Origin of the sequence: Cryobacterium sp. TMS1-20-1, from assembly GCF_004402355.1 — a bacterium.
In the GTDB taxonomy this organism is placed as follows: domain Bacteria; phylum Actinomycetota; class Actinomycetes; order Actinomycetales; family Microbacteriaceae; genus Cryobacterium; species Cryobacterium levicorallinum.
This window is the reverse complement of record NZ_SOGF01000069.1, coordinates 37,727-60,307: the sequence shown is the minus strand read 5'-3', so window position 1 is coordinate 60,307 and position 22,581 is coordinate 37,727. Positions and strand designations below refer to the sequence as shown.

The window sequence follows — 22,581 nt, the reverse complement described above, 5'->3', positions numbered from 1 at the left end:
GAGCGCGGCGTTCAGAACGCGGTGCCCCACGCCGTTGTTTTGCCGGGGTCGGGTGCCTCGAGCTGCGCGATCTGTTCGAACTGACGGGCGCGCAACTTCTTGTTGACGCGCTTGACGACGTCAGCGCGACTGGCGCCGGCCCCGCTGCGCAGCTCCTCGAGCAGAAAATGCGTGAACGCGCCGTTGTACCGCCCGTCAAAGTTCGCGTCGGTCGCTTCCTGGTCGGCCTGGCATGCGGCCAGCAACGCGGGCTTCGCAACGGCCGACGAGGTACGCACCAGATCGCGCAGCATGCGGGTGTTCGCGCCCGCGACCGCTGTGCCGTCCCGGCCGAGCGGTGTCGGTGGGGGCACGAAGCGTGGACGACGGTCATCCGATAGGAGGAGTTGGTCCATCGCCCGCAGGCCGCTGCCGCTATGGCAGGTGTCGAAAATCACGTCGAGCAGCACTCCCTCGGGCAACCGGGAAAACAAGGTGTGCAGTTCGTCGTCGACGATGAGCGATTCGAGGTCCCACTGGGAGCCGACCTGACGCAGGTCACAGGTGGCGAAGGCCTCATCGACGCCGTCAGACTCTTCGCTATCGGTGTCGGCCACCTGCGTGCCGTGGCTCGACATGGTGAACAGAATGCGCTCCAGGTGCTCCCCCGGGGTATTCGCCCGGTCGAGCGCCTCGACCAGCGTTCCATAAACCGCATCCCGGGTCGCGGCCTGGTCGGTCAGCAGGGTGATGCTTGAGTCGGCAAATCCGAAGGCGCTCCCGAGCAACGCACTGACGTCTTCGGCATCGTTGACGCAGCCGTTCAGCCAACTGCTCATCGGCAGGTTCTCGAACCGATTGATGCCCACGCAGAGTGCCAATTGCTTCATGACGATCCGATCAAAAGGGCCGATTGCCAGCGGATGCCGCAGGCCAACTGTACAAACCCCGGCGTTACTGGCTGGTTACTGCCAGCTGCCGGGGGTACGCGTTGGCGGTGGCGGAGCATCCACTTTTTGGCGCGCACACGGCATTGACAACCGCCCCGGGGCTGGCCATTCTGGGCGGTAGCAGATCCCGCCTGAGGTTGCGGGTCGGCTTTGTACTTTTTTGCGGATCGAGCACTCATGGGATTTTCGGTGACACCGGGCTGGGATCTTCGCGTGCTGGGCTACTGGCAGTTGCGCTACAGCGGCGTGCCAGTCGAGGTCGGTGCCCGCCAGCAGCGGCTGCTCGCGGCCCTCGCCGTGTTGCACACCCAACCGCGGCACGTGCTGGCCGCGCTGCTCTGGCCGGATAGCTCCGAGCGTCAGTCGGCCGGCAACCTGCGAGCGAGCGTGTTTCGTATTTCGCACGAACTCCCCCGATTGCTCCGCGCAACCGATCCGCTGCAGCTCGACGCGGCGGTGCGTGTGGATCTGCACACGGTACGCGATTTGATCACCGAGATCACCCTGACCGGCGGGTTGCCGGTGCCGCCGGAATCCGTCGATGTATTGCAGGAGGCCAACCTGTTGCCGGGCTGGTACGAGGAATGGGTGCTGGAACAGCAGGACCATCTGCTCAATCAGAGGGTGGACGCCCTGGAGTCCCTGGCCCGCTCCCATCTGCTGGCCGGCAGTTTCAGTCGAGCCCTGGGCGCGGCCCGTGCCGCTGCGGTTGTCGATCCGTTGCGGGAGAGCACCCAGCATCTGCTCGTGCGCTGCCATCTCGCCGAAGACAACTATGCCTCGGCGGTGCAGGTGTACCGCAGTTTTCGCGCCCATCTGGGCCGTGAGCTCGGCGTCGAACCATCCGCCCATTTCGCCGCGCTGCTCGGACTGGAGCCGACCGATCTGTCCGGAAGCCTGCCCACCGGCCGCAAAGCTTTTGAGCGTTCGCTGCGACCTTCCTGATTGTCCCGCCCAGGCGCCCACAATGCTGGCGCGCGGCCATCGTGGCCGGAATCATCAACACGTCAGCGTACGTCCACAGGCGCTGCGGCGCACAGGAGGTTCTCACCCGGGCCTCCCTTATGATCAACCGGTGACTGAAACCGAGTTCCCCCGCCCGTTCCGCCCGCAGTCGCGCTGGGTGCGCAGCGTCGGCCTGATGATCTTCTTCAGCCGCTGGCTGCAGGCGCCCCTTTATATCGGGCTCATCATCGCGCAGATCATCTACGTGATCGTGTTCATGGTCGAGCTCATCAACCTCGGCGGCGACGTCTGGACCTCGCTGACCGTGCCAGGGGACGACGGCGGCATCCACGTCGAAGAAGCCGCGATCATGCTCTCGGTGCTCGGCCTGATCGACGTCGTCATGATCGCGAACCTGCTGATCATGGTCATTATCGGCGGCTACGAGACGTTTGTGTCCCGCATCCGTTTGGAAGGGCACCCCGACCAGCCGGAATGGCTCTCCCACGTCAATGCCAACGTGCTCAAGGTCAAGCTCGCCATGGCCATCGTCGGCATCTCGTCGATCCACCTGCTCAAGACCTTCATCGAGGTCGGCGACCTGGCCGCGCGCGGCACCCCCGTCGATAACAACCCGACCGAAACCATCACCGGCAATATCTACACCTGGGACGGCGTGCTCTGGCAGGTCATCATTCACATGGTGTTCATTCTCTCGGCGATCGCACTGGCCTGGATCGACCGGATGTCCCAGTCCGGTCACTCACCGGCCACTGCGGTGGCCGCGGTGCACCCGGTCACCCCGGCACCGGTCGCGGCCCTCGCCCCCGCGCCCGCGCGCCGCGAACTCGAAGGCCACCCTGCGGGATCGACCGGAATCGCCCTTCACCTCTCCCAGCTCGGTCAGCTGCGCGAGGCCGGCGTGGTGACGGATGCCGAATTCCACGCCAAAAAAACGGAGTTGCTCGCCCGCTTCTAGCTAGAACGTCATGAGGCTGCGGGCCCGGAACTGGGCCCGCACCCGCTCCTGCAGCGCGGAATCGGGCGGCAGCACGCCGGACAGCGGATACGGAATGGCCAGGCGATTCCACTCGTCCTCGCCCATCTGATGAAAGGGCAGCACCTCGACCCGGGTGTGCGCCGGCCGCCGAAGGGCATAATGGCGCGCGTGAGCGGGGCATCCGTTTGCAGACCGACAATGGTCTCGCTGGGCTGGTCGATGTAGCCGGTGGCGTGCGCGGTAATCGATGCCGGGGTGGTCGGGTCGACGTCGTAGACGCCGAGCGCGCGCTGCCGGGGAACATATCCGTCAGCCGGGCCCAGAGCGCCAGTGTGCAGTCGGTGGCGCCGGTCAGAAAGCTCGCATCATCGGTGAACGGCGTGTAGTTGCGCTGGATCAAATCTCGAACATCATTGCCGTGCTGCCACGGCCCGGCGGTGAAGCCAGCCCAGCCTGTGTCGTCGGTTGTCGTGGCACGCGGGTTGTCGAGGAGGGTCATGCTTCTACGCTAACGAGGGGGCCAGGCCCGGTCTCGGGCTGTAAGCCCCGACTTTCCCGCAGATTTTTCGAGCGGATGCCCCTAGCGCGTGAGCCCCGGAAACTGGTCGTCGCGCCATTCATTCGGCAGCCGGGTGCCGGCTTTTGCCGCGTCGGCTTCGCGCTCGCGCAGTTCGACCCGGCGGATCTTTCCGGAGATGGTCTTGGGCAGCTCGAAGAATTCCACCCGGCGCACCCGCATGTAGGCGGGCAGGCCGGTACGGGCATGCCGAAGCACGGCTTCGGCCGTTTCGGCCGTCGGCTCCCAGCCCGGGGCGAGGTGGATGTACGCCTTGGGAATGTTCAGCCGGGTGGCATCGGGCGCGGGAACCACGGCGGCTTCGGCGACCGCGGGGTGTTCGAGCAGCACGCTCTCCACCTCGAACGGCGACACCTTATAATCGCTCGACTTGAACACGTCGTCGGTACGGCCGATAAAGGTGAGGTAGCCGTCGACATCCACTGTGGCGACGTCGCCGGTGTGAAAAAAACCGCCGCGAATGGCGTGCGCGGTAAGGTCGGGTTCGCCGTGGTAGCCGGTCATCAAGTTGACCGGGCTCGTCGACAGGTCGAGGCAGATCTCACCTTCCTCGGCGGGCAGTTCGGTGATCGGGTCGAGCAGCTTGATCGAGACGCCGGGCAGGGGCAGGCCCATCGACCCGGCCTTCAGCACCGATCCGGGACCGTTTCCAACGATGGCGGTGGTCTCGGTCTGGCCGAAGCCATCGCGGATGGTCAGTTTCCAGCCGTTGTCGATCTGCCGAATGACCTCGGGGTTAAGCGGTTCCCCGGCGGAGAGCAACTCGCGCAGGGCGGCCGGCCGGGGGCCGACATCCGCTTGAATGAGCATGCGCCAGACCGTCGGCGGCGCGCAAAACGTGCTGACCTTCGCTCGATGCAGCTGGGCGATGAGGGCGCTGGGAGCGAACTTGGAGTAGTTGCAGACGAATACGGTCGCCTCGGCGATCCACGGGGCAAAGAAGCAGCTCCAGGCGTGCTTGCCCCAGCCGGGCGAGCTGATGGCGAGGTGCACGTCGCCGGGGCGAAGGCCCAGCCAGTACATGGTCGACAGGTGGCCGACCGGGTAGGAGGTCTGCGAGTGCAGCACCATTTTGGGCTTGCTCGTCGTACCGGAGGTGAAGTAGATCAGCGATGGGTCACCGGATGCCACGACCGTCGCGATGGGTTCCGGGGTGAGCGCGTAGGCGTCCGCGAAGTCGGCCCACCCGGGGCGCGGCGCGCCGACGCTGATGCGGGTGTAGTCGCCGGGAACATCGTCGAACTTGGCTGCATCGGACGAGTTCGCGATCACATGGGTGACGCCGCCGCGAAGCACCCGGTCGGTCAGGTCATGAGCGGCGAGCACGGCACTGGTCGGCATGATGACCGCGCCGACCTTCATAATGGCGAGCATCGCCTCCCAGATTTCGAGCTGGTTGCCGAGCATGAGCATGACGTGGTCGCCGTGCCGCACGCCCTGCCGGGCCAGCCAGGTGGCCACCTGGTCGGAGCGTTGCGCCATCTCGGCGAAACTGAACTTCTGCTCGCTGCCGTCTTCTTCGACGATCCACAAAGCGATTTTGTCGTTGCCGCGTGCGAGCACGTCGAACCAGTCGGTGGCCCAGTTGAAGTGCTCCCCCACGTCGGGCCATTCAAACTCCTGCGCGGCACGGGCATGATCGCTCCGCAGCGCCAGCAACTGGTCGCGTGCTGCCCGGTAGTTATCCGTGCTCGGTTTGGTCGTGCTCACCTGGTGAGTCATACGCCGTTGTCTCCTCTTGCCACCGTGAAACGTGTCGCCAGGCTGAAACGGCGACAGTTCATTCTGGCAGTGCTGCGGACGCAGGCCGCCCGATAGTCTGCGACGGATGACATTTACAAGCTCCAGACCCGCTCCGACCACCATGGTCACCGCCGAAGAGATTTTTGAGCGGGTGGACTACGGTGCGGCGGTGCGAGCCGTGCAGAACGCGCTCGCCACCGGGCTCGATCCGGTGCGTGACTTCGCCCGGCAGGTTCTGGCGGTCGCGAATGGCCAATTGCTGCTCATGCCCACTGAAGCTTCGGATTTCGTCGGCATCAAAGTCGCGTCGGTCGCGCCGGGCAACCCGGCCCTTGGTCGGGAGCGCATTCAGGGCGTCTATCTGCTGCTCGACGCCCTGACGCTCACGCCGATCGCGCTGTTCGACGGCGCCGCGATCACGACCCTGCGCACCCCGGCAGTGTCGGCCGCGGCCGCCGACTACCTGGCTCCGGACCGCGTGGAGCACCTGGTGGTGTTCGGGTCGGGGCCGCAAGCCTGGGGGCATATCGAGGCGATGCGGGCCATCCGCTCAATCGACCGGGTCACGATCGTGGCCCGAGACCAGTCCCGCGCCGAGCTGTTCGCCGCCCGGGTGACCGCCAGCGGCCTGCCGGCCCAGGTCGGCACGGCCGCTGACGTGGCAACGGCCCAGTTGATCGTCTGCGCCACCACCGCGCGTACTCCGCTGTTCGACGGCAGCCTGCTGCCCGCCGATTGCTGCGTCGTCGCCGTCGGTTCGCACGAAACGGATGCCCGTGAGCTCGACTCAGCGCTCCTCGCCCGAGCGCAGGTCGTCGTCGAAGACCCGGCCACGGCGCAGCGGGAGGCCGGCGACGTCATCATCGCGGTGGCCGAGGGTGTCATCGCCCCGCACGAGCTCGTGCCGCTGCGTGACATCGTGACGGGAACCGTCGCCGTCACGGCGGAAAGTCCGCGCGTCTTCAAGAGCACCGGGATGTCCTGGGAAGACCTCGTCATCGCGACCGCCGTGTACCGGGCCGGAGCGCGCTCGGAGGCGTAGCGGGCCCGTGGTTCGCGGGCCAGGGCGTTGGCCTATCGTTAGTGGGTGACCTACTCGATTCGTTCCCTCGTGGCCGCCGACCTGCCGCGGCTGCTCGCGCTCAACAATGCCGCCGTTCCCGCGGTCAATGAGCTGGATGCGCCGGCACTGGTCGCGCTGGTAGAACACAGCCACCTCGCGGTCGCTGTCGTCGCCGACGACGATGCGGCCGCCGAGGCACTCGGCTTTGCCATCCTTTTTGTCGCCGGCGCCGAGTACGCGAGCGAGAACTACCGCTGGTTCTCCCAGCGATCCACCGATTTTCTCTACGTCGACCGCATCGTCGTGGCCGACGGTTTTCGCGGGCAGGGGCTCGGCCAGGTGCTCTACGACGCCATCTTCGGTGCGGCCCGCCGCGAGCTGCTCGCCGAGGTGCTGTGCGAGGTCAACCTTGAACCGCCGAATCCGGGATCCCTCGCGTTCCACGGCCGCCTCGGGTTCGCCGAGGTCGGCCAGCTGTCGACGAAGGATGACACCGTGGTCGTGAGCCTGCTCGCGGCATCCGTTTAGCGGTGCGGCCAGACTGTTCTTCATACACAGTTTGGCGGCGAATTCAAGGGGCAGCAGAGAAACACGGAACACCCTATGGTCGGTTTGACGTGAGCTACCGCTTGCGCAGAACTGAGCCAAGGGAAACCCCCGCGATGCGACTCACCTGCCCGTTTTGCAAGTCACCCGCTGATTTGAAACCCAACCCCGCGCAGGCCCTGCGCATCACCCTTCCGCTCTACGTCCTCAAGTGCACCGGCTGCGAGCGCACCAGCATCCGCGTCGAACCGGCCAGCCTGCCCCACGTCATCCTCGCAGCGCGCACGGCCTGACCTGCCCTCGCGGTTGCCGCGTCGCGCCGGGAACGACTGTTCCCGACCTCAAAGGTCCGGGCATTCAAATGCCGGTCACACCGAAATGGATGCCGTCGAGTCGGTCAGTCGGGCCAGCGCGGCCTCGGCATGGTCGCTGAGCCGACTCTCGGCCAGCGGCCCGTCGCCGTTGAACACAGCCTCGGCGATACCGCGATGCTCCGCGATCCACTCCCCGTCGACCCGATAGGAGTCCTGGAGTACGGTCAGGCACATCCGGGTCTCCGTCATCAGGGTGCTGTGGATGCGCGCGAGGCGGCGGCTGCCACTCAGGGCGACGAGGCGTTCATGAAAGGCCATATCGGCGTCGCTCATGGCGGCCCGGTCGCCGGTCGCCGCGGCACTCTCCATCTCCGCGACCTTGCCCAGCAGGTCCTGCCCGGCGGCTACGTGGTCAGCGCGCACGAGCAGCTTGCAGGCCGCCGACTCGATGGCGGTGCGCAGCACGTACATGTCGCGAATCTCAGCGTCCGTCATCTCGATGACGAACAGACCCCGGTTGCGAATGCTGACCAGGAGTCCTTCCTGCGTCAAGCGCTGCATGGCTTCGTGCAGGGGGCCTCGACTGACACCGAGTTCGCGGGCAAGTTCTGCCTCACCCAGTTGCGACCCGGGAGCGACCTCGCCGTGCGCGATCGCGTAGCGCAGCTTGCGGGCGATGATCGAGGGAGTGGACTCCTGCACGACCGGTTCCAATGAATATCGCTGGGGCATACCCTGCACGGTTCTTTCTCGAATGGATGTCTAGAATCATCTGAAGGCGTCCCACCACGCTGTCCATTGTTTACAATTGTAGCTTGGGGCGCCGAAATTGTCGCCCGATCGACGCATCCCGATTAGGGGGCTTGACAGAGGCTACCGCAAGCCTCAGGTTCGGATCCTCGGGCGCGCCGGCAGAATCCCGGTTGGGACGCTACGCTGGCGGCATGATCGATGGAGACAGCGCTCACCGTCCAGACCGCGATTCGCAGCCCCACAACACCGCCGACCTCGCCCCCAACCATCGCGGCACCCCACTGCCCAGCTACGTCAATGCCTGGGTGTCGACGCAGCGTTGGTTCGGCAACAAGGGGCGAGTTCCCGCGCTGCGCAGCATCGGGCACTTCGCCCTCGAGTGCGCCGAGCCGGGAGTCACCATCCGCGTTGATTTCGTGCTCGACACAGCGAGCCTCACCCTCACGCTGTACCAGTTGCCGACCACTGAACGCTTCGAGGAATTGCCCGGCGCCGACAACGCCCTGATCACCGTGCGCCAACCGGGCTCGCTCAACGCCCGCTACATTTACGATGCCGCCTACGATCCCGCCTTCGCTGCCGCGTTGCTGGCATTCATGGAGCGGCAGGACGTGTCCGTGTCCACCAAACCAACGGCGACCGACCGCTCCGCCGCCAGCGCGCGGGGCGAGGACCTGCGCCCGCACTCCACCGCCCCTTCCAGCACGACGGCCGCAACAGTCATATCGAGTCGGGTGCTCAGCGGAGAGCAATCCAATACCTCGATCATCGTGGAGCGCGTCGACGCATCCGGATCGCCAGCGGTGCCGATTATTTGCAAGGTCTTCCGAATTATTCATGCGGGAGAGAATCCGGATGTGACGGTGCAGGCTGCGCTGGCCGGTGCCGGCTCAACTCGCATCCCGCTGCCGTTCGGTGCCGTGCTCGGCCAGTGGGACGATCCGGCCGAGCCCGGCCAGAGAGCGGTCGGCCACCTGGCATTTGCGCAGGAGTTTCTGCCCGATGCACCGGATGCCTGGCGCACGGCCCTGATCGCCGCCGCCGCGGGCAGTGATTTCACCGGCCCGGCCTTCCGGCTGGGGCAGGCCACCGCCGACGTGCACCACGATCTCGCGCGCACCCTGCCGACCCTGGAGGCGAGCCCCGAAGTCATTGCCGAGGAAATGGCCAAGATGAGACTGCGCTGCAGTCAGACCCTGCGTGAAGTCCCGCTGTTGGCCAAATACCAGAGCGCCATCGAGGCGGTGTTTGCCCGGGCGGAATCCGCGGCGTGGCCCAGACTCCAGCGCATCCACGGTGACTTTCACCTCGGGCAGGTTCTCGACGTGCAGGGCCGCGGCTGGGTACTGCTGGATTTCGAGGGTGAACCGCTGCGCACTCTGCGGGAACGCACCCGGCCCGATGTCCCGCTGCGCGACGTCGCCGGCATGCTGCGATCCTTCTCCTACGTGTCCGGCGCGATGACGGCGACCACGGCCGAAGCCGCGGTCACCCTCGCCTCAGCCGGTTCGTCGTCCTTCGCGATGACGCAGAATCTGCCGATGATTTCCGATTGGGCAATGGCCTGCCGTGGCGCCTTCCTCGACGGTTACGCGGAACGCTCCGGCCTCAAACTGGACGAGCAGCTTGCCCTGCTCGAGGCCTTCGAGCTCGACAAAGCTCTCTACGAGGCCGTCTACGAGAGTCGCAATCGACCCGCCTGGCTGCCGATCCCGCTCGCTGCGATCGAACGGCTGGTCGGCACGCCGGACTGATCGTGGTGCGCAATGCCTAACTGTGGGCCGCCGGGCGCGACCCCGTTCAGCGGCCCCGAGTAACGCTCCGATAACGCCCGGCGGCGTAGCCTGACGCGCGTTCCGGCACAGTGCCAGCAAGGGACAGAGCACACAGGGAGTAGTTCCATGGCAGAAAATATTTCCGGCCCCGGGGGCGACCAGAAATTCGTTAGTGAGGGTGAATTTCAAGCGGGCGAATCGGCATCCGGTTTCATCTCCGGCGTCACCTTCGGGCCAACCGAAGTGGTCTACTACAAGGTCAACAATCTGGCCGTCTTCGAAGGTGACATTGTGCTGGGCACGGTCGCCGAGTTGGAGCAGACCAAGGATGCCGAAAGCCAAGACGACGGTCGTGCCCGCGGCGTGGCCATCACCGGCGCGCGCTTTCGATGGCCGAACGCCCACGTTCCGTTTCGGATCAACGCCGCCCTGCCGAACCAGCAGCGGGTGCGCGACGCGATCTCCCACTGGGAGGCCAGCACTCCCATCCGCTTTACCGAACGCACGGCGGCCAATGCGGGTCAATTCTCCAACTTCATCGAGTTCAGCGATTCTGGCGGATGCTGGTCGATGCTCGGTATGCAGGGTAACGGCATGCAGACCATCAGTTTGGGGACCGGCTGCAGCACCGGTAACGCGATCCACGAGATCGGCCACGCGGTCGGGCTCTGGCACGAACAGAGTCGGGAGGATCGCAACGCCTTCGTGACGATCAACGTGGCCAATATTGAGTCGGGTATGGAGAGCCAGTTCGACCAGCACATCGTCGACGGTGACGATGTCGGTGGGTATGACTACGGCTCGATCATGCACTATCCGCGCACCGCGTTCTCGAAGAATGGGCTTGAGACGATCACCCCGGTGCAGGCCGGAGCGCAGATCGGTCAGCGCACCGCGCTATCGGCCGGTGATATCGCCGCGGTCAACCTCATGTATCCGCAAACCGTACGGGCCAGTTCGAGCCCGGTGGTGTCGTGGGGTCCGAACCGGTTGGATGCGTTCGTGCTCGGTACCAACCGGGCCGTGTTTCACAAGTGGTTCAGCGGAGCCTGGGGGCCATCGGTCACCGGCTACGAGAACATGGGTGGCATCGCCGAGAGCGTTCCGCAGGCGGTCGCGTGGTCGCCAGACCGGCTCGACCTGTTCGTGACCGGTACCGACAGCGCGCTCTATCACAAGTGGTGGAACGGCAGCTCCTGGGGGCCATCGGTCACCGGCTACGAGTACATGGGCGGCGTGATTCTCGGCGACCCGCGCGTGGTGTCGTGGGGACCGAACCGGCTCGATGTCTTTGTCGTCGGCAGTGACCACGGGCTGTACCATAAGTGGTTCGGTGGAGCGTGGGGCCCATCGGTCACCGGCTACGAGAACATGGGCGGCATCATTGTGGGCCAGCCCGAAGTCGTCTCCTGGGGCCCGAACCGACTCGACGTGTTCGTGATCGGCACCGACCGGGCGCTGTACCACAAGTGGTGGAACGGTTCAGCCTGGGGTCCGTCGCTCACCGGGTATGAGCGTCTCGGCAGGGTCTGCACCTCGGCGCCGCGGGTCGTCACCTGGGGTCCGAACCGACTCGACATCTTCGTGACCGGCACCGACGGTGCTCTGTACCACAAATGGTGGAACGGCTCGGCCTGGGGTCCGTCGGTCAACGACTTCGAGCGGCTCGGCGGCATTGTCGTCGGCGAACCCGAGGCCGTCTCGTGGGGACCGAACCGGCTCGATCTGTTTGTGATTGGCACCGACAGTGCGCTGTATCACAAGTGGTTCGACGGCAACGCGTGGGGGCCCTCGGTGCTCGGCTACGAAAACATGGGCGGCATCGCCACCTCGCAGCCGCGCGTCGTGTCCTGGGCACCCGGCCGGCTGGACGTGTTCCTCACCGGCACCAACAGCGCACTGTTCCACAAGTGGTTCAACGGCGCTGCGTGGGGTCCATCGCTCACCGGCTATGAGAGCCTCGGCGGCGTGATCACGTCGTTCGACGAGGCCGAAGTGCGTGCCGGTTCAGACACGCTGAATCGGGACACGGACTGACCCCTGCGGCAGCACCGGGTGGGACTGCGTCGAGACGAAATCCCCCTCGGTGATGTCGGGGCGTTCGATGGCCGAGTCAGGCTGGGGCCGTTCCCCGGCCGCGACGTGGGCCAGGGGTTCGCGCGAATCGGACTTCTGGCGCACTTCTGTGTCAGGGGATCCCTCCCGCACATGAATGCGCAAATTCAGCAGACGGATGCCGTTCAGCGCGTCCGCAGGCACGGTCACGGTCACCGGCAACCCGGCAGCGGCATCGAACTTCGTGTCCGTGGCGAGCGCGGGGATCTCGGTGCGGGAGTAGCCCACGATGGTGCTCGGAGCATCCGCTTTGGACACGTCTTCAATCAGCACCGTCACGGTGAACGGTCCGGTCGGACGCTCCCCCGGTGCGAACTCGATGACGCCGGTGACGGTGGCGTCTCTTTCGGTGTGTTCTGGCATGTCGCCATGGTGCCACCGCCCCGAACATCGTGCTCGTCGCCGCGGCAGCGTGCCGCGCGGGACTTGCGCCAGTACGCGGGAGTTAGCGCCTGGCCAGAACCCCAGCGCAACGCGCCACGAACGACCTTGGAACACACTTCACACCGACGTTGATAGCGGATGCGTCCCCCCATCGGCATCGTGCACCTGGTGCAGCGAGACATCGTGATCTTCGGTGGCGCTGTACACCTTGACGGGCACGTTGACGAGTCCGAAGGTGATCGCACCGGTCCAGATGCGCGACAAGCGGGACGCGAGCAAGACACCGGAGCCGGCGACGTCTCGATCTGGGATCGCGGCGACTACGACCTCGAAAAATGGCGCGACGACGAAGTGATCGTGACTCTGCACGGCGAACCCCACGCCGGACTCGGCGGCACCGCCCTGTTCGCCCTGATTCGCACGAGCGCCGGACGCGGGGCGGCGAACAACTGGCTGATTCACCGGATGAAGCCACGCGACGGGGCTGGCGGTTCACACACCAATGCCCGCCCGGCCGCCGGGCAGATCGACCACGCACCACCCAAGAACATCTACTCCCCCATGCTCGCCGCCGCCGGCTCCGCAGCCGACCTCGGCGACGACGAGTGGGCATTCAGATGAAGTGGGACGGCATGCGGGCGCTCGCCTACGTCTCCCCGGCCGAGCAGGGCGTGCGTCTGGTCACCCGCAACGGGCACGATGTGACCGTGTCCTATCCCGATCTCACGACCGATCTGCTCGCCGCGCTGGCGACCACAGAAACGGATGCCGCGGTGCTCGACGGCGAGATCGTGGCCGTCGACCCGCGCGGACGCCCCGATTTCGGGCTGCTGCAAACACGCCTGAGGCTAACCGAGCCGCGGGAGGTGGCCGCTGCGGCGAAGAAGACTCCGGTGCAGTTCATGCTGTTCGACCAGCTCAGGCTCGAAGACATCATGGCCAAAAGACAAGATGGCCGTTACAGCGCGGGGCGCCGGACGCGAGACTGGGTGAAAATCAAACACTTCCGCACCCAGGAGGTCTTAGTCGGCGGCTGGCGACCCGGCATAGGAAACCGGTCGGGCACGATCGGATCCCTGCTGCTCGGGGTTCCCCCCGACGGGGCCTTGCGCTACGTCGGCCGGGTCGGCACCGGGTTCGCCGACCGCGACCGGCCGGCTGCGTCAGCCGTACTGGTGAGGCTGGCGTCCTGGTGAGGCTGGCGTCCCGACAAGACCCCGGGCGAAATTGTCACCGAATGATGTACGCGCGATCTAGCATTACCCCATGGTGAGTCATCGGCATCCGGAAGGATCGGCGACACCACGCACGAAACGCATCACGCGTCGGTGGCCGCTGATCAGCGGTCTCGGTGCGCTCGCTCTCACAATCGCCCTCGGCTATCTGGTGCTGCTGCGTGGCACCGCTGACACCATCGATGCCGGGTCGCTCGCCATCGACCGGTCCTGGCTCGCCTGGATCGATCGGTTTCGCGGGCCGGCCCTGGACGTGCCAGCGCTGGTGCTGAATTACCTCGGCTTCGGGCTCACGGCGTCGCTGCTGATTCCCGCACCGATCGTGGGCGTTCTGCTGCTGGCCCGGCGGTATTGGGCGGTCGGGTTCTACCTCGCAGCGACGATACTCACCGGCGGCGCCGTGCAGGTGCTGAAGAATTTGTTCGGGAGAACCCGGCCCCAGGACATTCTGGTGAGTGTCGATTTTGGGTCGTTTCCCTCGGGGCACGTGGCAAACGCGGCCGTCATGGCCACCATTTTCGCTCTCCTTTTTTCACGATGGTGGGTCTGGATACTCGGAGCTGCCTACACTCTGGCCATGATGATCAGCCGCACCTACCTGGGAGCGCATTGGCTGACCGACACGATCGGCGCCGTACTGCTCGGCGCGGGCATCGCCGTTGTAGTCTGGGCGCCGTTGGCGGCAAAACTCGACGGCGAACGCCGGTTGCGCGCCGCCGAACATTTGAAACGGCACTGACACTCTTCTACCGAAAGGACGAACAGATGGGCGGTATCCGGTCCGCAACGGTGTGGCGCACCCGCTACGGAAAGTTTCTCGACGACGCCCGGCCGCTGTCCAAGGCCACGCGTCGGCAATTGCGCCTGACCGCCATCGCCCTGGCCGGTGTCGGCATCCTGCTCTTCATCGGCGTGCTCATTGACGTGCTGCAACCGGACCGGTCGTCGTTCTACGATTCGCCGGTTCGCGAGTGGCTCGTCGACAACCGCTCGCCGACCCTGACGCTGATCATGATCGGTCTGGCCATCATCTTCGGGCCGGTCGCGTTGCCGATCATCGTGCTGGTTTTGACCGTCGCCTGGGGGGTCTGGGGCAAGCACGCGTGGCGACCGCTCCTACTCGCCATAGCCATGCTCACCGGGGTCATTCTGGCGCAGATTCTGGCGCCGCTCATCGCCCGCAGCCGCCCACCGATCGAGCTGATGCTGTTCGGCGCCGACCACTCGTACTCGTTTCCGTCGGGGCACGTTCTCGGTGCTGCCGATTTCGTACTGGTGCTGACCTACCTGGTCGTGTCCCGGCGCCCCGGTCGGCGTGCTGCCATCATCGGGTTCAGCATCGCGGCGCTCTGTATCGTGGTCGCCGCGATCAGCCGTCTCTATCTCGGCTATCACTGGGCAACGGATGCCCTCGCCTCACTATCGATCTCGCTCGTCGTGCTCGGCGGGGTGATCGCCTGGGACACCCGCCATGCGTCCCGCGGACTACAACTGGGCGCGGCGGGCGCGAACGAAGCAGTACAGGCCGTAAGCGATCAGGCCGACACCGATCAGGATCAGGGCAATGGTTCCGAACGGCAGGGCGGCGAGCGCCTTGAGCGCCCCGTCGAGCCCGGTGGATTTGCTGGCATCATTGGTGACCGCGGCGACGCCGACGAGGATCGCGACCACGGCGAGCGCAATGCCCTTGGCGACGTAGCCGACAACTCCGAGGGCGACGACCGCGCGGCCGGCCGATCCGCCCGGCACGGCGAGGTCTGACCGGAACTTCTGCGCTGCACCCTTATAGATGAAATAGCCGCCGACGCCGAGCACCGCCACACCGGCCAGGAACAGCACGATGACGCCGCCCGGCGAGGACAGCAACGACGAACTGGCGCTCTGCGTACTGCCGGCCGAACTCGACGCACCGCCCCGGGCGAAGGTCAGCGCCGTGACGCCGAAGGCGATATAAACGATGGCTTTGGCAATGTTGGCCAGACGACGCGCCCATTTTCGTTTGGGCTCGCCCTGCATCACGAATGCGGAGACGACCAGCCACAGCCCGAGGGCGAACATGCCGACCACGACGATCCACAGCAAAAACACCCCGCCCGGGCTCGAGGCCAGCTGGGCGAGTGCCCCGCTTTGGTCGGCGGAGCCGCTGCCGGCACCGATCGCCACGGTAATCGCGATCGACCCGATCAGGATGTGCAGCAGCCCGTTGACGGCGAACCCCAGCCGTGCCAGCAGTTGCAGTGCCGAACTGTTGCTCGCGTCGCGAGCGATGTGTGTCGCCGATGAATTCATCACGGGCTCAGCCTAGGTCGACACACGCCGTCGCGCGCAGAAATTTTCCTTGGCCGACGTACCAACAAGTCACCGGGTGACGTCGTCCCGAAATTCCGAGTCACCGGGCTCGGAGCCAACCCGGAATCGGCAGCGACACCGGCGATATTGACCATCCAACTGGTGTCGAATTTGTCGATTCGGGTGGTCCTGTGACTATCGCCCCGATCGGCGCCTGTGACGAGGTGGCGGGCCGGGCGGGTACAGTGTCGGCATGAAGCTGATTGCCATCGACCCGCCCACCCGCAGCTTTTCGCGCTGGCTGACCAACGAAGAAATAGCTCGCGTCGTCGCCCACAAGCGCGGCTGGCGTCAGGCACCCGACGGCAGCGTACTGGCCGGCAAGATTCGTAAAACCCGCATCGCCGACTCCCTCGAATACCTCGGTGCCGCCGTCGTTGCGCACGGCTGGGCCAGCCGGCCACGCACCGAACCGAGCGACAGCAGCGGCCCCACCCACATAATGTGGGGCATCATCGACGCCCGCACCGACGCCGAAATCGCCGAGCAGCTCGGCGAAGCGGTTTAGGGACGGCCCGAGGCGCGTAGCGTGGCACTATGAGCCTGAATCCCAGTTACATCACGCCCGGCCTGGACTTCAACCGCGACACCAATTACATCGAGGACCGCATTACACGGGACGGCCGGGACGGCTGGCCGGTCGAGGCGGGTCGCTACCGCTTGATCGCAGCGCGGGCCTGCCCCTGGGCGAACCGCACCACGATCGTGCGCCGCCTGCTCGGCCTCGAGGGCGTCATCTCTCTGGGCTTACCCGGCCCGACCCACGACAGGAACAGCTGGACCTTCGACCTCGACCCCGACGGGCTCGACCCGGTGCTCGGCATCGAACGCCTGCAGCAGGCCTTCTTCGCCCGTTTTCCCGACTACCCGCGCGGCATCACCGTGCCGGCGATCGTCGATGTTGCCTCTGGCAAGGTCGTCACCAACAACTACCCGCAAATCACCCTCGATTTTGAGACCGAGTGGACGGAACACCACCGGGCCGGCGCCCCCGACCTTTACCCCGAAGCCCTGCGGACCCAGATCGACGAGGTCGCCAACCTAATCTTTCACGACGTGAACAACGGCGTCTACAAGTGCGGCTTCGCGGGCAGCCAGAAATCGTACGAGCGGGCCTACGACGCCCTCTTCGCCCGACTGGATTGGCTCGAAGAACGCCTGGCCGGGCAGCGGTATCTCGTGGGCGACACGATAACCGAGGCGGACATCCGCTTGTTCACGACTCTGGCACGCTTTGACGCGGTGTATCACGGTCATTTCAAGTGCAATCGAAACAAGCTCAGCGAGATGCCGGTGCTGTGGGCCTATGCCCGAGACCTCTTCCAGACTCCGGGTTTCGGTGACACGATCGATTTCGATCAGATCAAGAAGCATTACTACGTGACCCACGTCGATATCAATCCCAGCGGCATAGTGCCGAAGGGGCCGGATGCCGCCGCATGGCTGGCACCGCATGCTCGCGCCGATCTCGGTGGCCGTCCCTTCGGCACCGGCACCCCGCCGGAGCCGCCCGTGCCCGGCGAGCGCATCGTGAACTGAACGCGTAGCGCTAGTCGGGGCGACGGGCCCGGCTCGGCTGCACGCGCGGCGGCTCCCCCGGCATCTTGGGAAAGTCCGGCGGAAACGGCAACTCACCCAGGCCATCGGCCAGATCGCGCTCCCACCACGAATACAGGACGTCGATCGAGCCGGGCTGCTTATGCATGGTCGCCCATGGGTCGCCCTGGTCGCGCAGTCGGTTCGGCACGGTGAGAATCGTGAAGGCGTGCGGGTCGGCCTGGGCGAGTTCGCTCCACTCCAGCGGGCAGGACACCGGCGCGTGCGGCAGCGGCCGGGGACTGTAGGCACCGGCCAGGGTGCGGTCGCGGTTGGCCTGGTTGTATTCAATGAAGATGCGCTCGCCGCGCTCTTCCTTCCACCAGTTTGTGGTGACCCGGGTGGGCATCCGTCGTTCCAGCTCACCCGCCGCGCCGATGACCGCGTGCCGCACGTCAAGAAATTCGCGGGTCGGGATGATCGGCGCGAACACGTGCAGTCCGCGATTTCCGGATGTCTTCACAAACGCGGTCAGACCGGCCTCGGCCAGCAGGCTCTTCAGTTCGACAGCGACCGGAATGGTGTCGGAGAAGTCCGTGCCCGGTTGGGGATCCAGATCGCCGTGCGGGCCGTCGACCATCAAAACCTGTGCATCCGAGCTCACCATGCGCACACTGTAGCCAGATTTATTGGCAGCGGCAGCCTCCGGCCGCCGCTGCCGGCAGGCTACGGGATGTAGTTGAACTCGTCGGGGTTCGGGCCCGTGCGCTCGTCGCGGTTCAGCGCAGTGATGGCGGCGATATCCGCTTCGGTGAGGGAGAAATCGAACAGGGCAAAGTTTTCCTCGACCCGGCTGCGGGTGACCGACTTCGGGAAGACGATGTCGCCCCGGTGCAGGTGCCAGCGCAGGGTAACCTGCGCGGCGGTCTTACCGAGGCGGTCGGCGATCCCGGTAATCACCGGGTCAGAGAGAACCGCCCCTTGCGCGAGCGGCGACCAGGCCTCGGTTGCAATGCCGTGCTCGGTGTTGAATGCACGCAGTGAATCCTGCGTGAGGTACGGGTGTACCTCGATCTGATTGACGGCCGGCACCGTGTCGGTTTCGTCGAACAGGCGCTGCAAGTGCGCCTGCTGGAAGTTGCTCACGCCAATCGTCCGGACGCGCCCGGAGCTCTGCATCTCCTCCATCGCCTTCCAGGTTGCGACGTAGTCGCCGACGGCCGGGAGCGGCCAGTGAATGAGGAACAGGTCCAGGTAGTCGAAGCCGAGCGCTTCGAGGGTGCGGTCAAACGCGGCGAGGGCGTCGGCGCGGTCGTGGAACCCATTGTTGAGCTTGCTCGTGACGTAGATATCGGCACGGGCGAGACCGGACGCTGCAATCGCCTCACCGACCTCTTTCTCATTGCCGTACATCTCCGCCGTGTCGATGTGTCGGTAGCCGGCCTCAAGGGCGGCGAGGGTCGCCGCTTTGGTCGTTTCTGGGGTGATCTGAAATGTGCCGAAGCCAAGCTGAGGTATGGACGTGCCGTTGTTAAGAGTGAGTGTGGGGACTGTGGTCATGGGTAGATCTCCTCGTTCAAATGTGCTTTGGTCGTGGCATCGCCAACATCTGCCCCGCGTTGCTCGGTCAATTCGAGAATGTCCCGGCTTGCATACGGGTGGTGGTAGTTGCTGGCACGTGTAACCGAACCACGTAATCATCGGGCCTATTCCATGGCTACCCCAACGCAGGGCGCACTAGCAGCCCCCGTCGAGCGCTGAACGAGTGTGGCGCGGCAACGCACAAACTGAATGCCGACGTAGTTCGCAGCTTGCCGCCCTATTATCGGGGCATGATTGAGCCAGTGAAACGCGACCCGGTACGTCTCGGCCAGGAATCAGTGTGGGATTACCCGCGCCCACCTCTGGTTGAGCACACCACGGAACACGTCACGATCGAGCTGAACGGCGCGACGATCGTCGACACCAGCGACGTCGTAAGGGTGCTGGAAACCAGTCACCCGCCCGTGTACTACCTGCCGCGAAGTGCTTTTGCCGCCGGTCTGCTGAAGCTGGCAGCGGGCCACAGCTACTGCGAATACAAGGGCGTGGCCGGCTACCTCTCGATCGGCTCCAGCCCCCGCGCGGGCTGGTTTTATTCCACACCGTCACCGGGGTACGAAATTCTGGCTGAACGTATCGCCGTCTACCCGGGCGCGATGGACCGCTGCACCGTCGACGGTGAGACGGTACGCGCGCAGGACGGCGACTATTACGGCGGCTGGATCACTAAGAAAATCGTGGGGCCGTTCAAGGGCTCTACTGGTACCGTGGGTTGGTAGTTCGCCCTTCGATACCGTTGCTTCGCACACAGTTTTCTGGTTCCGGGTATCCTCTCACCAGCCATGCATCCGAGGTACCAGGCAACTGAAGGAGCTGCTGTGACCCACAACGCTGTAGACGAAGACATTCTCAACCAGTGGACCCGCCGTCTCAGCCAGGCCCTCCAGATTTTAGACCTTGACGTAGACAACCACCTCGTGCTCAATGTCGCAGACGAAGCCGCCCACGCGGTCAGTCCGATGGCCGCCCCGATCACAACTTTCGTCGTCGGCTATGCCGCCGGTTTGGCCGCCGCCAACTCGGCGATGGCGTCGCACGCGGCCATCGCTCGGGCAGCGGATATCGTGATCGCTGTCTGCCGGCAGCCTGCGTATGAGGCACCGGACGAAACCGGCTGGGTCAATACTGCTCAGTAGCTCAAACTGCGCAGTAGCTCAAACTGCGCAGTGGCTCAAACTGCGCAGGAGCTCCCACCGTCCGCATCACACCTCCGACCGCTCCAATCGGATGATGACCGCCTTCGACACCGGCGTATTGCTGCCGTCGGCGACGCTGTCGAGTGGCACGAGCACGTTCGCCTCTGGATAGTAGGCGGCCGCGCAGCCGCGCGGCGTCGGATAGGCGACCAGCCGGTACCCGCGTAGCACCCGATCGACGTTGTCGCTGAACTCGCTGTGCACGTCGACCAGGTCACCGTCGGCGAACCCGAGGGCGATCAGGTCCTTCTTGTTGATGAACACCACGTGACGGCCCTTCTTGATCCCGCGGTAGCGGTCGTCGAGGCCATAGATAGTGGTGTTGAACTGGTCGTGGCTGCGCAGTGTCTGCAGCACCAGGCGCCCGGGTGGCACCTCGAGGTGTTCGAGGGTGTTCGTGGTCAGCATCGCTTTGCCGGTAGGGGTGGTGAACGTGCGCGAATCGCGCGGCCCGTTCGGCAGCACGAACCCGCCGTCTTGCCGGATGCGCTCGTTGTAGTTCTCGCACCCAGCGACCACGTGGGCGATGTGGTCGCGGATGCGATCGTAGTTGGCCTCAAATCCGGCCCAGTCGACGGTAACCCGCTCACCCAGGACGGCGCTCGCCAGCCGGGAGACGATGGCGACTTCGGAGAGTAGGTTCGGTGCGACCGGCGTGAGCTTGCCCCAGGACGGATGCACCGCGCAGACCGAGTCCTCCACCGAGACAAACTGCTCGCCGCTGGCCTGCTCGTCGATTTCCGTGCGCCCCAGGGTCGGCAGAATCAGGGCTTCCTCGCCGGTCACGGCGTGGGACCGGTTGAGCTTGGTCGAGATCTGCACGCTCATTTCGGTGCGGGCCATGGCAGCCTCGGCAATGCCGGTGTCGGACATGGCGGCGACGAAGTTACCGCCGAGCCCCATCCACACCTTCATTTTTCCGTCACGCATGGCACGCACGCCGTCGACGGAGTCAACGCCATGCGCACGTGGCGGATCGAAGCCGAACTCGGCCTGAAGGGCGTCGAGGAAGGCGGGCGGCATCTGCTCCCAGATGCCCATGGTGCGGTCGCCCTGCACGTTGCTGTGTCCGCGAATCGGGGAGGCTCCGGCACCGGGCTTGCCGATGTTTCCGCGCAACAACAGCAGGTTGATGATTTCTTTGATGGTCTCGACGCCCTTTTTCTGTTGCGTCAGCCCCATCGCCCAGGTGATAATCACCCGATCGGCATTGAGGTAGCGCTGCGCAAGTTCGTCAATTTGGGCCGCACGCAGGCCTGTCGCGGCCAGGACCATCCGCTCGTCAAGTTGCGACAAATGTTGCCGCAACTCGGCCAGCCCGTGGCAATATTCGTCGAGAAAGGCCTGGTCGAGCACTGTGCCGGGGGCGGCCGCATCGGCGTCCAGTACCCGCTTGGAAACCGCCTGCAGCAGCGCCATGTCGCCACCAATGCGAATTTGCAGAAACTGGTCGGCCATGTCGGTGCCGTGACCGATGATTCCGCGCACCCGTTGCGGGTTTTTGTAGCGGCGCAGGCCCGCCTCGGGCAGCGGGTTGACGGCGACGATCTGGGCACCGGCATCCTTGGCTTCTTCGAGCGCCGTGAGCATACGCGGATGGTTGGTGCCTGGGTTTTGGCCCATGATGATGATCAGGTCTGATTTCGCGAAATCGTCGTAACTGATCGTGCTTTTGCCGATTCCGACGGTCTGGCCCATGCCCCAGCCCGTGGACTCGTGGCACATGTTGGAGCAGTCCGGCAGGTTGTTGGTGCCGTAGGCGCGGGCGAACAGTTGATAGGCGAAAGCGGCCTCGTTGGACGCGCGGCCGCTGGTGTAGAAGGCGGCCTGGTTGGGTGAGTCGAGCCCGTTGAGCTTGGCCGCAATTACCCGAAACGCCTCGGCCCAGCTGACCGGGCGGTAGTGGTCGCTGCCAGCCGGCTTGTACACGGGTTCGATCAGCCGACCCTGCATGCCGAGCCAGTATTCGCTCTTCTCGCGCAGGTCGGCCAGCGAGTGCTCGGCCCAAAAGGTGGTGGGAATTGTGATCGGTGTGGCCTCCCAGGTGACGGCCTTGGCACCGTTTTCGCAGAATTCGAAGGCCTTGCGCTGGCCCGGGTCGGGCCAGGCGCAGCTCATACAGTCGAAGCCGTCCTTCTGGTTCATCGAGAGCAGAGCCCGCATCCCCCGCCGGGCGCCCATCTGAGTGATCGCCGGTTCCATCGAGTGCAGCACGCCCGGAACGCCAGCCGCCCAGGCCTTGGAATGGGTGACTTCGATGTCGTCGTCGGTGACGTCGTCGATTGGTGGGTCGCTGCTCATGGGGGCGCCTCTCTCTCCGCGGGGGTCACGAGCGCCGGGGCCGTATTGTCGGCCAGCCACACGCTCGTTGATGGCACGATACACCGGCCGGGCCCGGGGCATCCGTTTCGGTCAGTCTGCACGCATTCGCAATATACCCCGAGGTGTATGTTTTTACGTCACATCCCCGAGTGAAAGGCCACCAACATGTGCAGAGCGGTTACCTGCCAGACCTGCCA

The 22,581-nt window shown here is 65.2% G+C and carries 22 protein-coding genes and 4 pseudogenes; 15 read left to right on the top strand and 11 right to left on the bottom strand.

The features are described from left to right. Positions 1 to 11: 11 nt before the first annotated feature. On the bottom strand, positions 12 to 869 hold the full coding sequence (locus tag E3O45_RS16695) for a caspase family protein (RefSeq protein ID WP_134444619.1): 858 nt from the start codon (positions 867 to 869) through the stop codon (positions 12 to 14). A gap of 237 nt (positions 870 to 1,106) precedes the next feature. Here E3O45_RS16695 and E3O45_RS16690 point away from each other — a divergent pair, with 237 nt between their 5' ends. Both E3O45_RS16690 and E3O45_RS16685 read left to right on the top strand, forming a co-directional pair. Continuing rightward, positions 1,107 to 1,874, top strand: coding sequence for a BTAD domain-containing putative transcriptional regulator (locus E3O45_RS16690; RefSeq protein WP_134444618.1), 768 nt, complete (start codon positions 1,107 to 1,109; stop codon positions 1,872 to 1,874). 130 nt (positions 1,875 to 2,004) lie between these two features. After that, the gene (locus tag E3O45_RS16685) at positions 2,005 to 2,853 is read left to right on the top strand and encodes a TIGR00645 family protein (protein WP_241985415.1); all 849 of its coding nucleotides are present in this window, start codon (positions 2,005 to 2,007) and stop codon (positions 2,851 to 2,853) included. On the opposite strand, the gene E3O45_RS18170 is transcribed toward E3O45_RS16685, so the two are convergent. From E3O45_RS18170 to E3O45_RS16675, 3 genes and pseudogenes are all read right to left on the bottom strand, one after another. Continuing rightward, positions 2,854 to 2,997 (bottom strand): hypothetical protein, encoded by a 144-nt coding sequence (locus E3O45_RS18170; RefSeq protein ID WP_241985416.1) that lies wholly within the window; start codon positions 2,995 to 2,997, stop codon positions 2,854 to 2,856. Positions 2,998 to 3,071: 74 nt separating this feature from the next. Next, positions 3,072 to 3,119, bottom strand: a pseudogene (locus E3O45_RS18480) (hypothetical protein); the annotation flags it as partial. Positions 3,120 to 3,454: 335 nt separating this feature from the next. After that, positions 3,455 to 5,173, bottom strand: coding sequence for an AMP-binding protein (locus tag E3O45_RS16675; protein WP_134444614.1), 1,719 nt, complete (start codon positions 5,171 to 5,173; stop codon positions 3,455 to 3,457). A 106-nt stretch (positions 5,174 to 5,279) separates the two neighbouring features. Between E3O45_RS16675 and E3O45_RS16670 the strand changes: the two genes are divergently transcribed. From E3O45_RS16670 to E3O45_RS17635, 3 genes are all read left to right on the top strand, one after another. Beyond that, complete coding sequence (locus E3O45_RS16670; protein ID WP_241985414.1) at positions 5,280 to 6,236, top strand: ornithine cyclodeaminase family protein; 957 nt, start codon at positions 5,280 to 5,282, stop codon at positions 6,234 to 6,236. Positions 6,237 to 6,281: 45 nt separating this feature from the next. Further along, positions 6,282 to 6,785, top strand: a complete 504-nt coding sequence (locus E3O45_RS16665; protein ID WP_134444613.1) for a GNAT family N-acetyltransferase — start codon at positions 6,282 to 6,284, stop codon at positions 6,783 to 6,785. 173 nt (positions 6,786 to 6,958) lie between these two features. Then, positions 6,959 to 7,096 carry a hypothetical protein gene (locus E3O45_RS17635; RefSeq protein ID WP_166789546.1) on the top strand — a complete coding sequence of 46 codons (138 nt, stop codon included), beginning with the start codon at positions 6,959 to 6,961 and terminating at the stop codon, positions 7,094 to 7,096. A 75-nt stretch (positions 7,097 to 7,171) separates the two neighbouring features. On the opposite strand, the gene E3O45_RS16660 is transcribed toward E3O45_RS17635, so the two are convergent. Then, positions 7,172 to 7,849 carry a GntR family transcriptional regulator gene (locus E3O45_RS16660; protein WP_134444611.1) on the bottom strand — a complete coding sequence of 226 codons (678 nt, stop codon included), beginning with the start codon at positions 7,847 to 7,849 and terminating at the stop codon, positions 7,172 to 7,174. 212 nt (positions 7,850 to 8,061) lie between these two features. On the opposite strand from E3O45_RS16660, the gene E3O45_RS16655 reads away from it, so the two are divergent. After that, a complete protein-coding gene (locus E3O45_RS16655; RefSeq protein WP_134444610.1) occupies positions 8,062 to 9,624 on the top strand; it encodes a phosphotransferase in 1,563 nt (520 codons plus the stop codon). A 147-nt stretch (positions 9,625 to 9,771) separates the two neighbouring features. After that, positions 9,772 to 11,682 (top strand): M12 family metallopeptidase, encoded by a 1,911-nt coding sequence (locus tag E3O45_RS17830; protein ID WP_198418284.1) that lies wholly within the window; start codon positions 9,772 to 9,774, stop codon positions 11,680 to 11,682. On the opposite strand, the gene E3O45_RS16645 is transcribed toward E3O45_RS17830, so the two are convergent. Continuing rightward, positions 11,653 to 12,123, bottom strand: coding sequence for a hypothetical protein (locus E3O45_RS16645; RefSeq protein WP_166789542.1), 471 nt, complete (start codon positions 12,121 to 12,123; stop codon positions 11,653 to 11,655). The two genes, E3O45_RS17830 and E3O45_RS16645, sit on opposite strands and share 30 nt — an antisense overlap. Positions 12,124 to 12,242: 119 nt before the next feature. After that, a pseudogene (locus E3O45_RS18165) lies at positions 12,243 to 12,408 on the bottom strand (Ku protein); the annotation flags it as partial. Positions 12,409 to 12,501: 93 nt separating this feature from the next. Between E3O45_RS18165 and E3O45_RS18160 the strand changes: the two are divergent. The 4 genes and pseudogenes from E3O45_RS18160 to E3O45_RS18475 all read left to right on the top strand — a co-directional run. Continuing rightward, positions 12,502 to 12,765: a hypothetical protein gene (locus E3O45_RS18160; protein WP_166789545.1), complete on the top strand. Its 264-nt coding sequence runs from the start codon at positions 12,502 to 12,504 to the stop codon at positions 12,763 to 12,765. Beyond that, entirely contained in the window at positions 12,750 to 13,340 is a 591-nt protein-coding gene (locus tag E3O45_RS16635) for a hypothetical protein (RefSeq protein WP_166789544.1), read from the top strand. The genes E3O45_RS18160 and E3O45_RS16635 overlap by 16 nt, the downstream gene beginning before the upstream one ends. Before the next feature lie 70 nt (positions 13,341 to 13,410). Then, positions 13,411 to 14,118: a phosphatase PAP2 family protein gene (locus E3O45_RS16630; protein ID WP_134444604.1), complete on the top strand. Its 708-nt coding sequence runs from the start codon at positions 13,411 to 13,413 to the stop codon at positions 14,116 to 14,118. A 26-nt stretch (positions 14,119 to 14,144) separates the two neighbouring features. After that, a pseudogene (locus E3O45_RS18475) lies at positions 14,145 to 14,837 on the top strand (phosphatase PAP2 family protein); the annotation flags it as partial. A 27-nt stretch (positions 14,838 to 14,864) separates the two neighbouring features. On the opposite strand, the gene E3O45_RS16620 reads toward E3O45_RS18475, so the two are convergent. Then, a complete protein-coding gene (locus E3O45_RS16620; protein ID WP_134444635.1) occupies positions 14,865 to 15,668 on the bottom strand; it encodes a DUF1206 domain-containing protein in 804 nt (267 codons plus the stop codon). 253 nt (positions 15,669 to 15,921) lie between these two features. Between E3O45_RS16620 and E3O45_RS16615 the strand changes: the two genes are divergently transcribed. Both E3O45_RS16615 and E3O45_RS16610 read left to right on the top strand, forming a co-directional pair. Then, positions 15,922 to 16,236 carry a hypothetical protein gene (locus tag E3O45_RS16615; RefSeq protein ID WP_134444602.1) on the top strand — a complete coding sequence of 105 codons (315 nt, stop codon included), beginning with the start codon at positions 15,922 to 15,924 and terminating at the stop codon, positions 16,234 to 16,236. A gap of 29 nt (positions 16,237 to 16,265) precedes the next feature. Beyond that, entirely contained in the window at positions 16,266 to 17,267 is a 1,002-nt protein-coding gene (locus E3O45_RS16610; RefSeq protein ID WP_134444600.1) for a glutathione S-transferase family protein, read from the top strand. A 10-nt stretch (positions 17,268 to 17,277) separates the two neighbouring features. Here E3O45_RS16610 and E3O45_RS16605 read toward each other — a convergent pair. Further along, a pseudogene (locus E3O45_RS16605) lies at positions 17,278 to 17,883 on the bottom strand (ATP-dependent DNA ligase); the annotation flags it as partial. A gap of 107 nt (positions 17,884 to 17,990) precedes the next feature. Then, on the bottom strand, positions 17,991 to 18,824 hold the full coding sequence (locus E3O45_RS16600) for an aldo/keto reductase (protein ID WP_134444599.1): 834 nt from the start codon (positions 18,822 to 18,824) through the stop codon (positions 17,991 to 17,993). Between the two features lie 272 nt (positions 18,825 to 19,096). Between E3O45_RS16600 and E3O45_RS16595 the strand changes: the two genes are divergently transcribed. Further along, the gene (locus E3O45_RS16595) at positions 19,097 to 19,585 is read left to right on the top strand and encodes a DUF427 domain-containing protein (protein WP_134444597.1); all 489 of its coding nucleotides are present in this window, start codon (positions 19,097 to 19,099) and stop codon (positions 19,583 to 19,585) included. A gap of 99 nt (positions 19,586 to 19,684) precedes the next feature. Then, on the top strand, positions 19,685 to 20,002 hold the full coding sequence (locus E3O45_RS16590; protein ID WP_134444595.1) for a DUF6457 domain-containing protein: 318 nt from the start codon (positions 19,685 to 19,687) through the stop codon (positions 20,000 to 20,002). A 66-nt stretch (positions 20,003 to 20,068) separates the two neighbouring features. On the opposite strand, the gene E3O45_RS16585 is transcribed toward E3O45_RS16590, so the two are convergent. Then, a complete protein-coding gene (locus E3O45_RS16585) occupies positions 20,069 to 22,363 on the bottom strand; it encodes an FdhF/YdeP family oxidoreductase (protein WP_134444593.1) in 2,295 nt (764 codons plus the stop codon). Between the last annotated feature and the right edge of the window lie 218 nt (positions 22,364 to 22,581).

Bases quoted from the DNA above. Each gene is read 5' to 3' on its own strand.
- E3O45_RS16675 (WP_134444614.1), bottom strand. From the start codon at position 5,173: ATGACTCACCAGGTGAGCACGACCAAACCGAGCACGGATAACTACCGG.
- E3O45_RS16630 (WP_134444604.1), top strand. From the start codon at position 13,411: ATGGTGAGTCATCGGCATCCGGAAGGATCGGCGACACCACGCACGAAA.
- E3O45_RS16655 (WP_134444610.1), top strand. From the start codon at position 8,062: ATGATCGATGGAGACAGCGCTCACCGTCCAGACCGCGATTCGCAGCCC.
- E3O45_RS16585 (WP_134444593.1), bottom strand. From the start codon at position 22,363: ATGAGCAGCGACCCACCAATCGACGACGTCACCGACGACGACATCGAA.
- E3O45_RS17830 (WP_198418284.1), top strand. From the start codon at position 9,772: ATGGCAGAAAATATTTCCGGCCCCGGGGGCGACCAGAAATTCGTTAGT.
- E3O45_RS16690 (WP_134444618.1), top strand. From the start codon at position 1,107: ATGGGATTTTCGGTGACACCGGGCTGGGATCTTCGCGTGCTGGGCTAC.
- E3O45_RS16695 (WP_134444619.1), bottom strand. From the start codon at position 869: ATGAAGCAATTGGCACTCTGCGTGGGCATCAATCGGTTCGAGAACCTG.
- E3O45_RS16660 (WP_134444611.1), bottom strand. From the start codon at position 7,849: ATGCCCCAGCGATATTCATTGGAACCGGTCGTGCAGGAGTCCACTCCC.
- E3O45_RS16670 (WP_241985414.1), top strand. From the start codon at position 5,280: ATGACATTTACAAGCTCCAGACCCGCTCCGACCACCATGGTCACCGCC.
- E3O45_RS16645 (WP_166789542.1), bottom strand. From the start codon at position 12,123: ATGCCAGAACACACCGAAAGAGACGCCACCGTCACCGGCGTCATCGAG.
- E3O45_RS16615 (WP_134444602.1), top strand. From the start codon at position 15,922: ATGAAGCTGATTGCCATCGACCCGCCCACCCGCAGCTTTTCGCGCTGG.
- E3O45_RS16600 (WP_134444599.1), bottom strand. From the start codon at position 18,824: ATGACCACAGTCCCCACACTCACTCTTAACAACGGCACGTCCATACCT.
- E3O45_RS16620 (WP_134444635.1), bottom strand. From the start codon at position 15,668: ATGAATTCATCGGCGACACACATCGCTCGCGACGCGAGCAACAGTTCG.
- E3O45_RS16610 (WP_134444600.1), top strand. From the start codon at position 16,266: ATGAGCCTGAATCCCAGTTACATCACGCCCGGCCTGGACTTCAACCGC.
- E3O45_RS16595 (WP_134444597.1), top strand. From the start codon at position 19,097: ATGATTGAGCCAGTGAAACGCGACCCGGTACGTCTCGGCCAGGAATCA.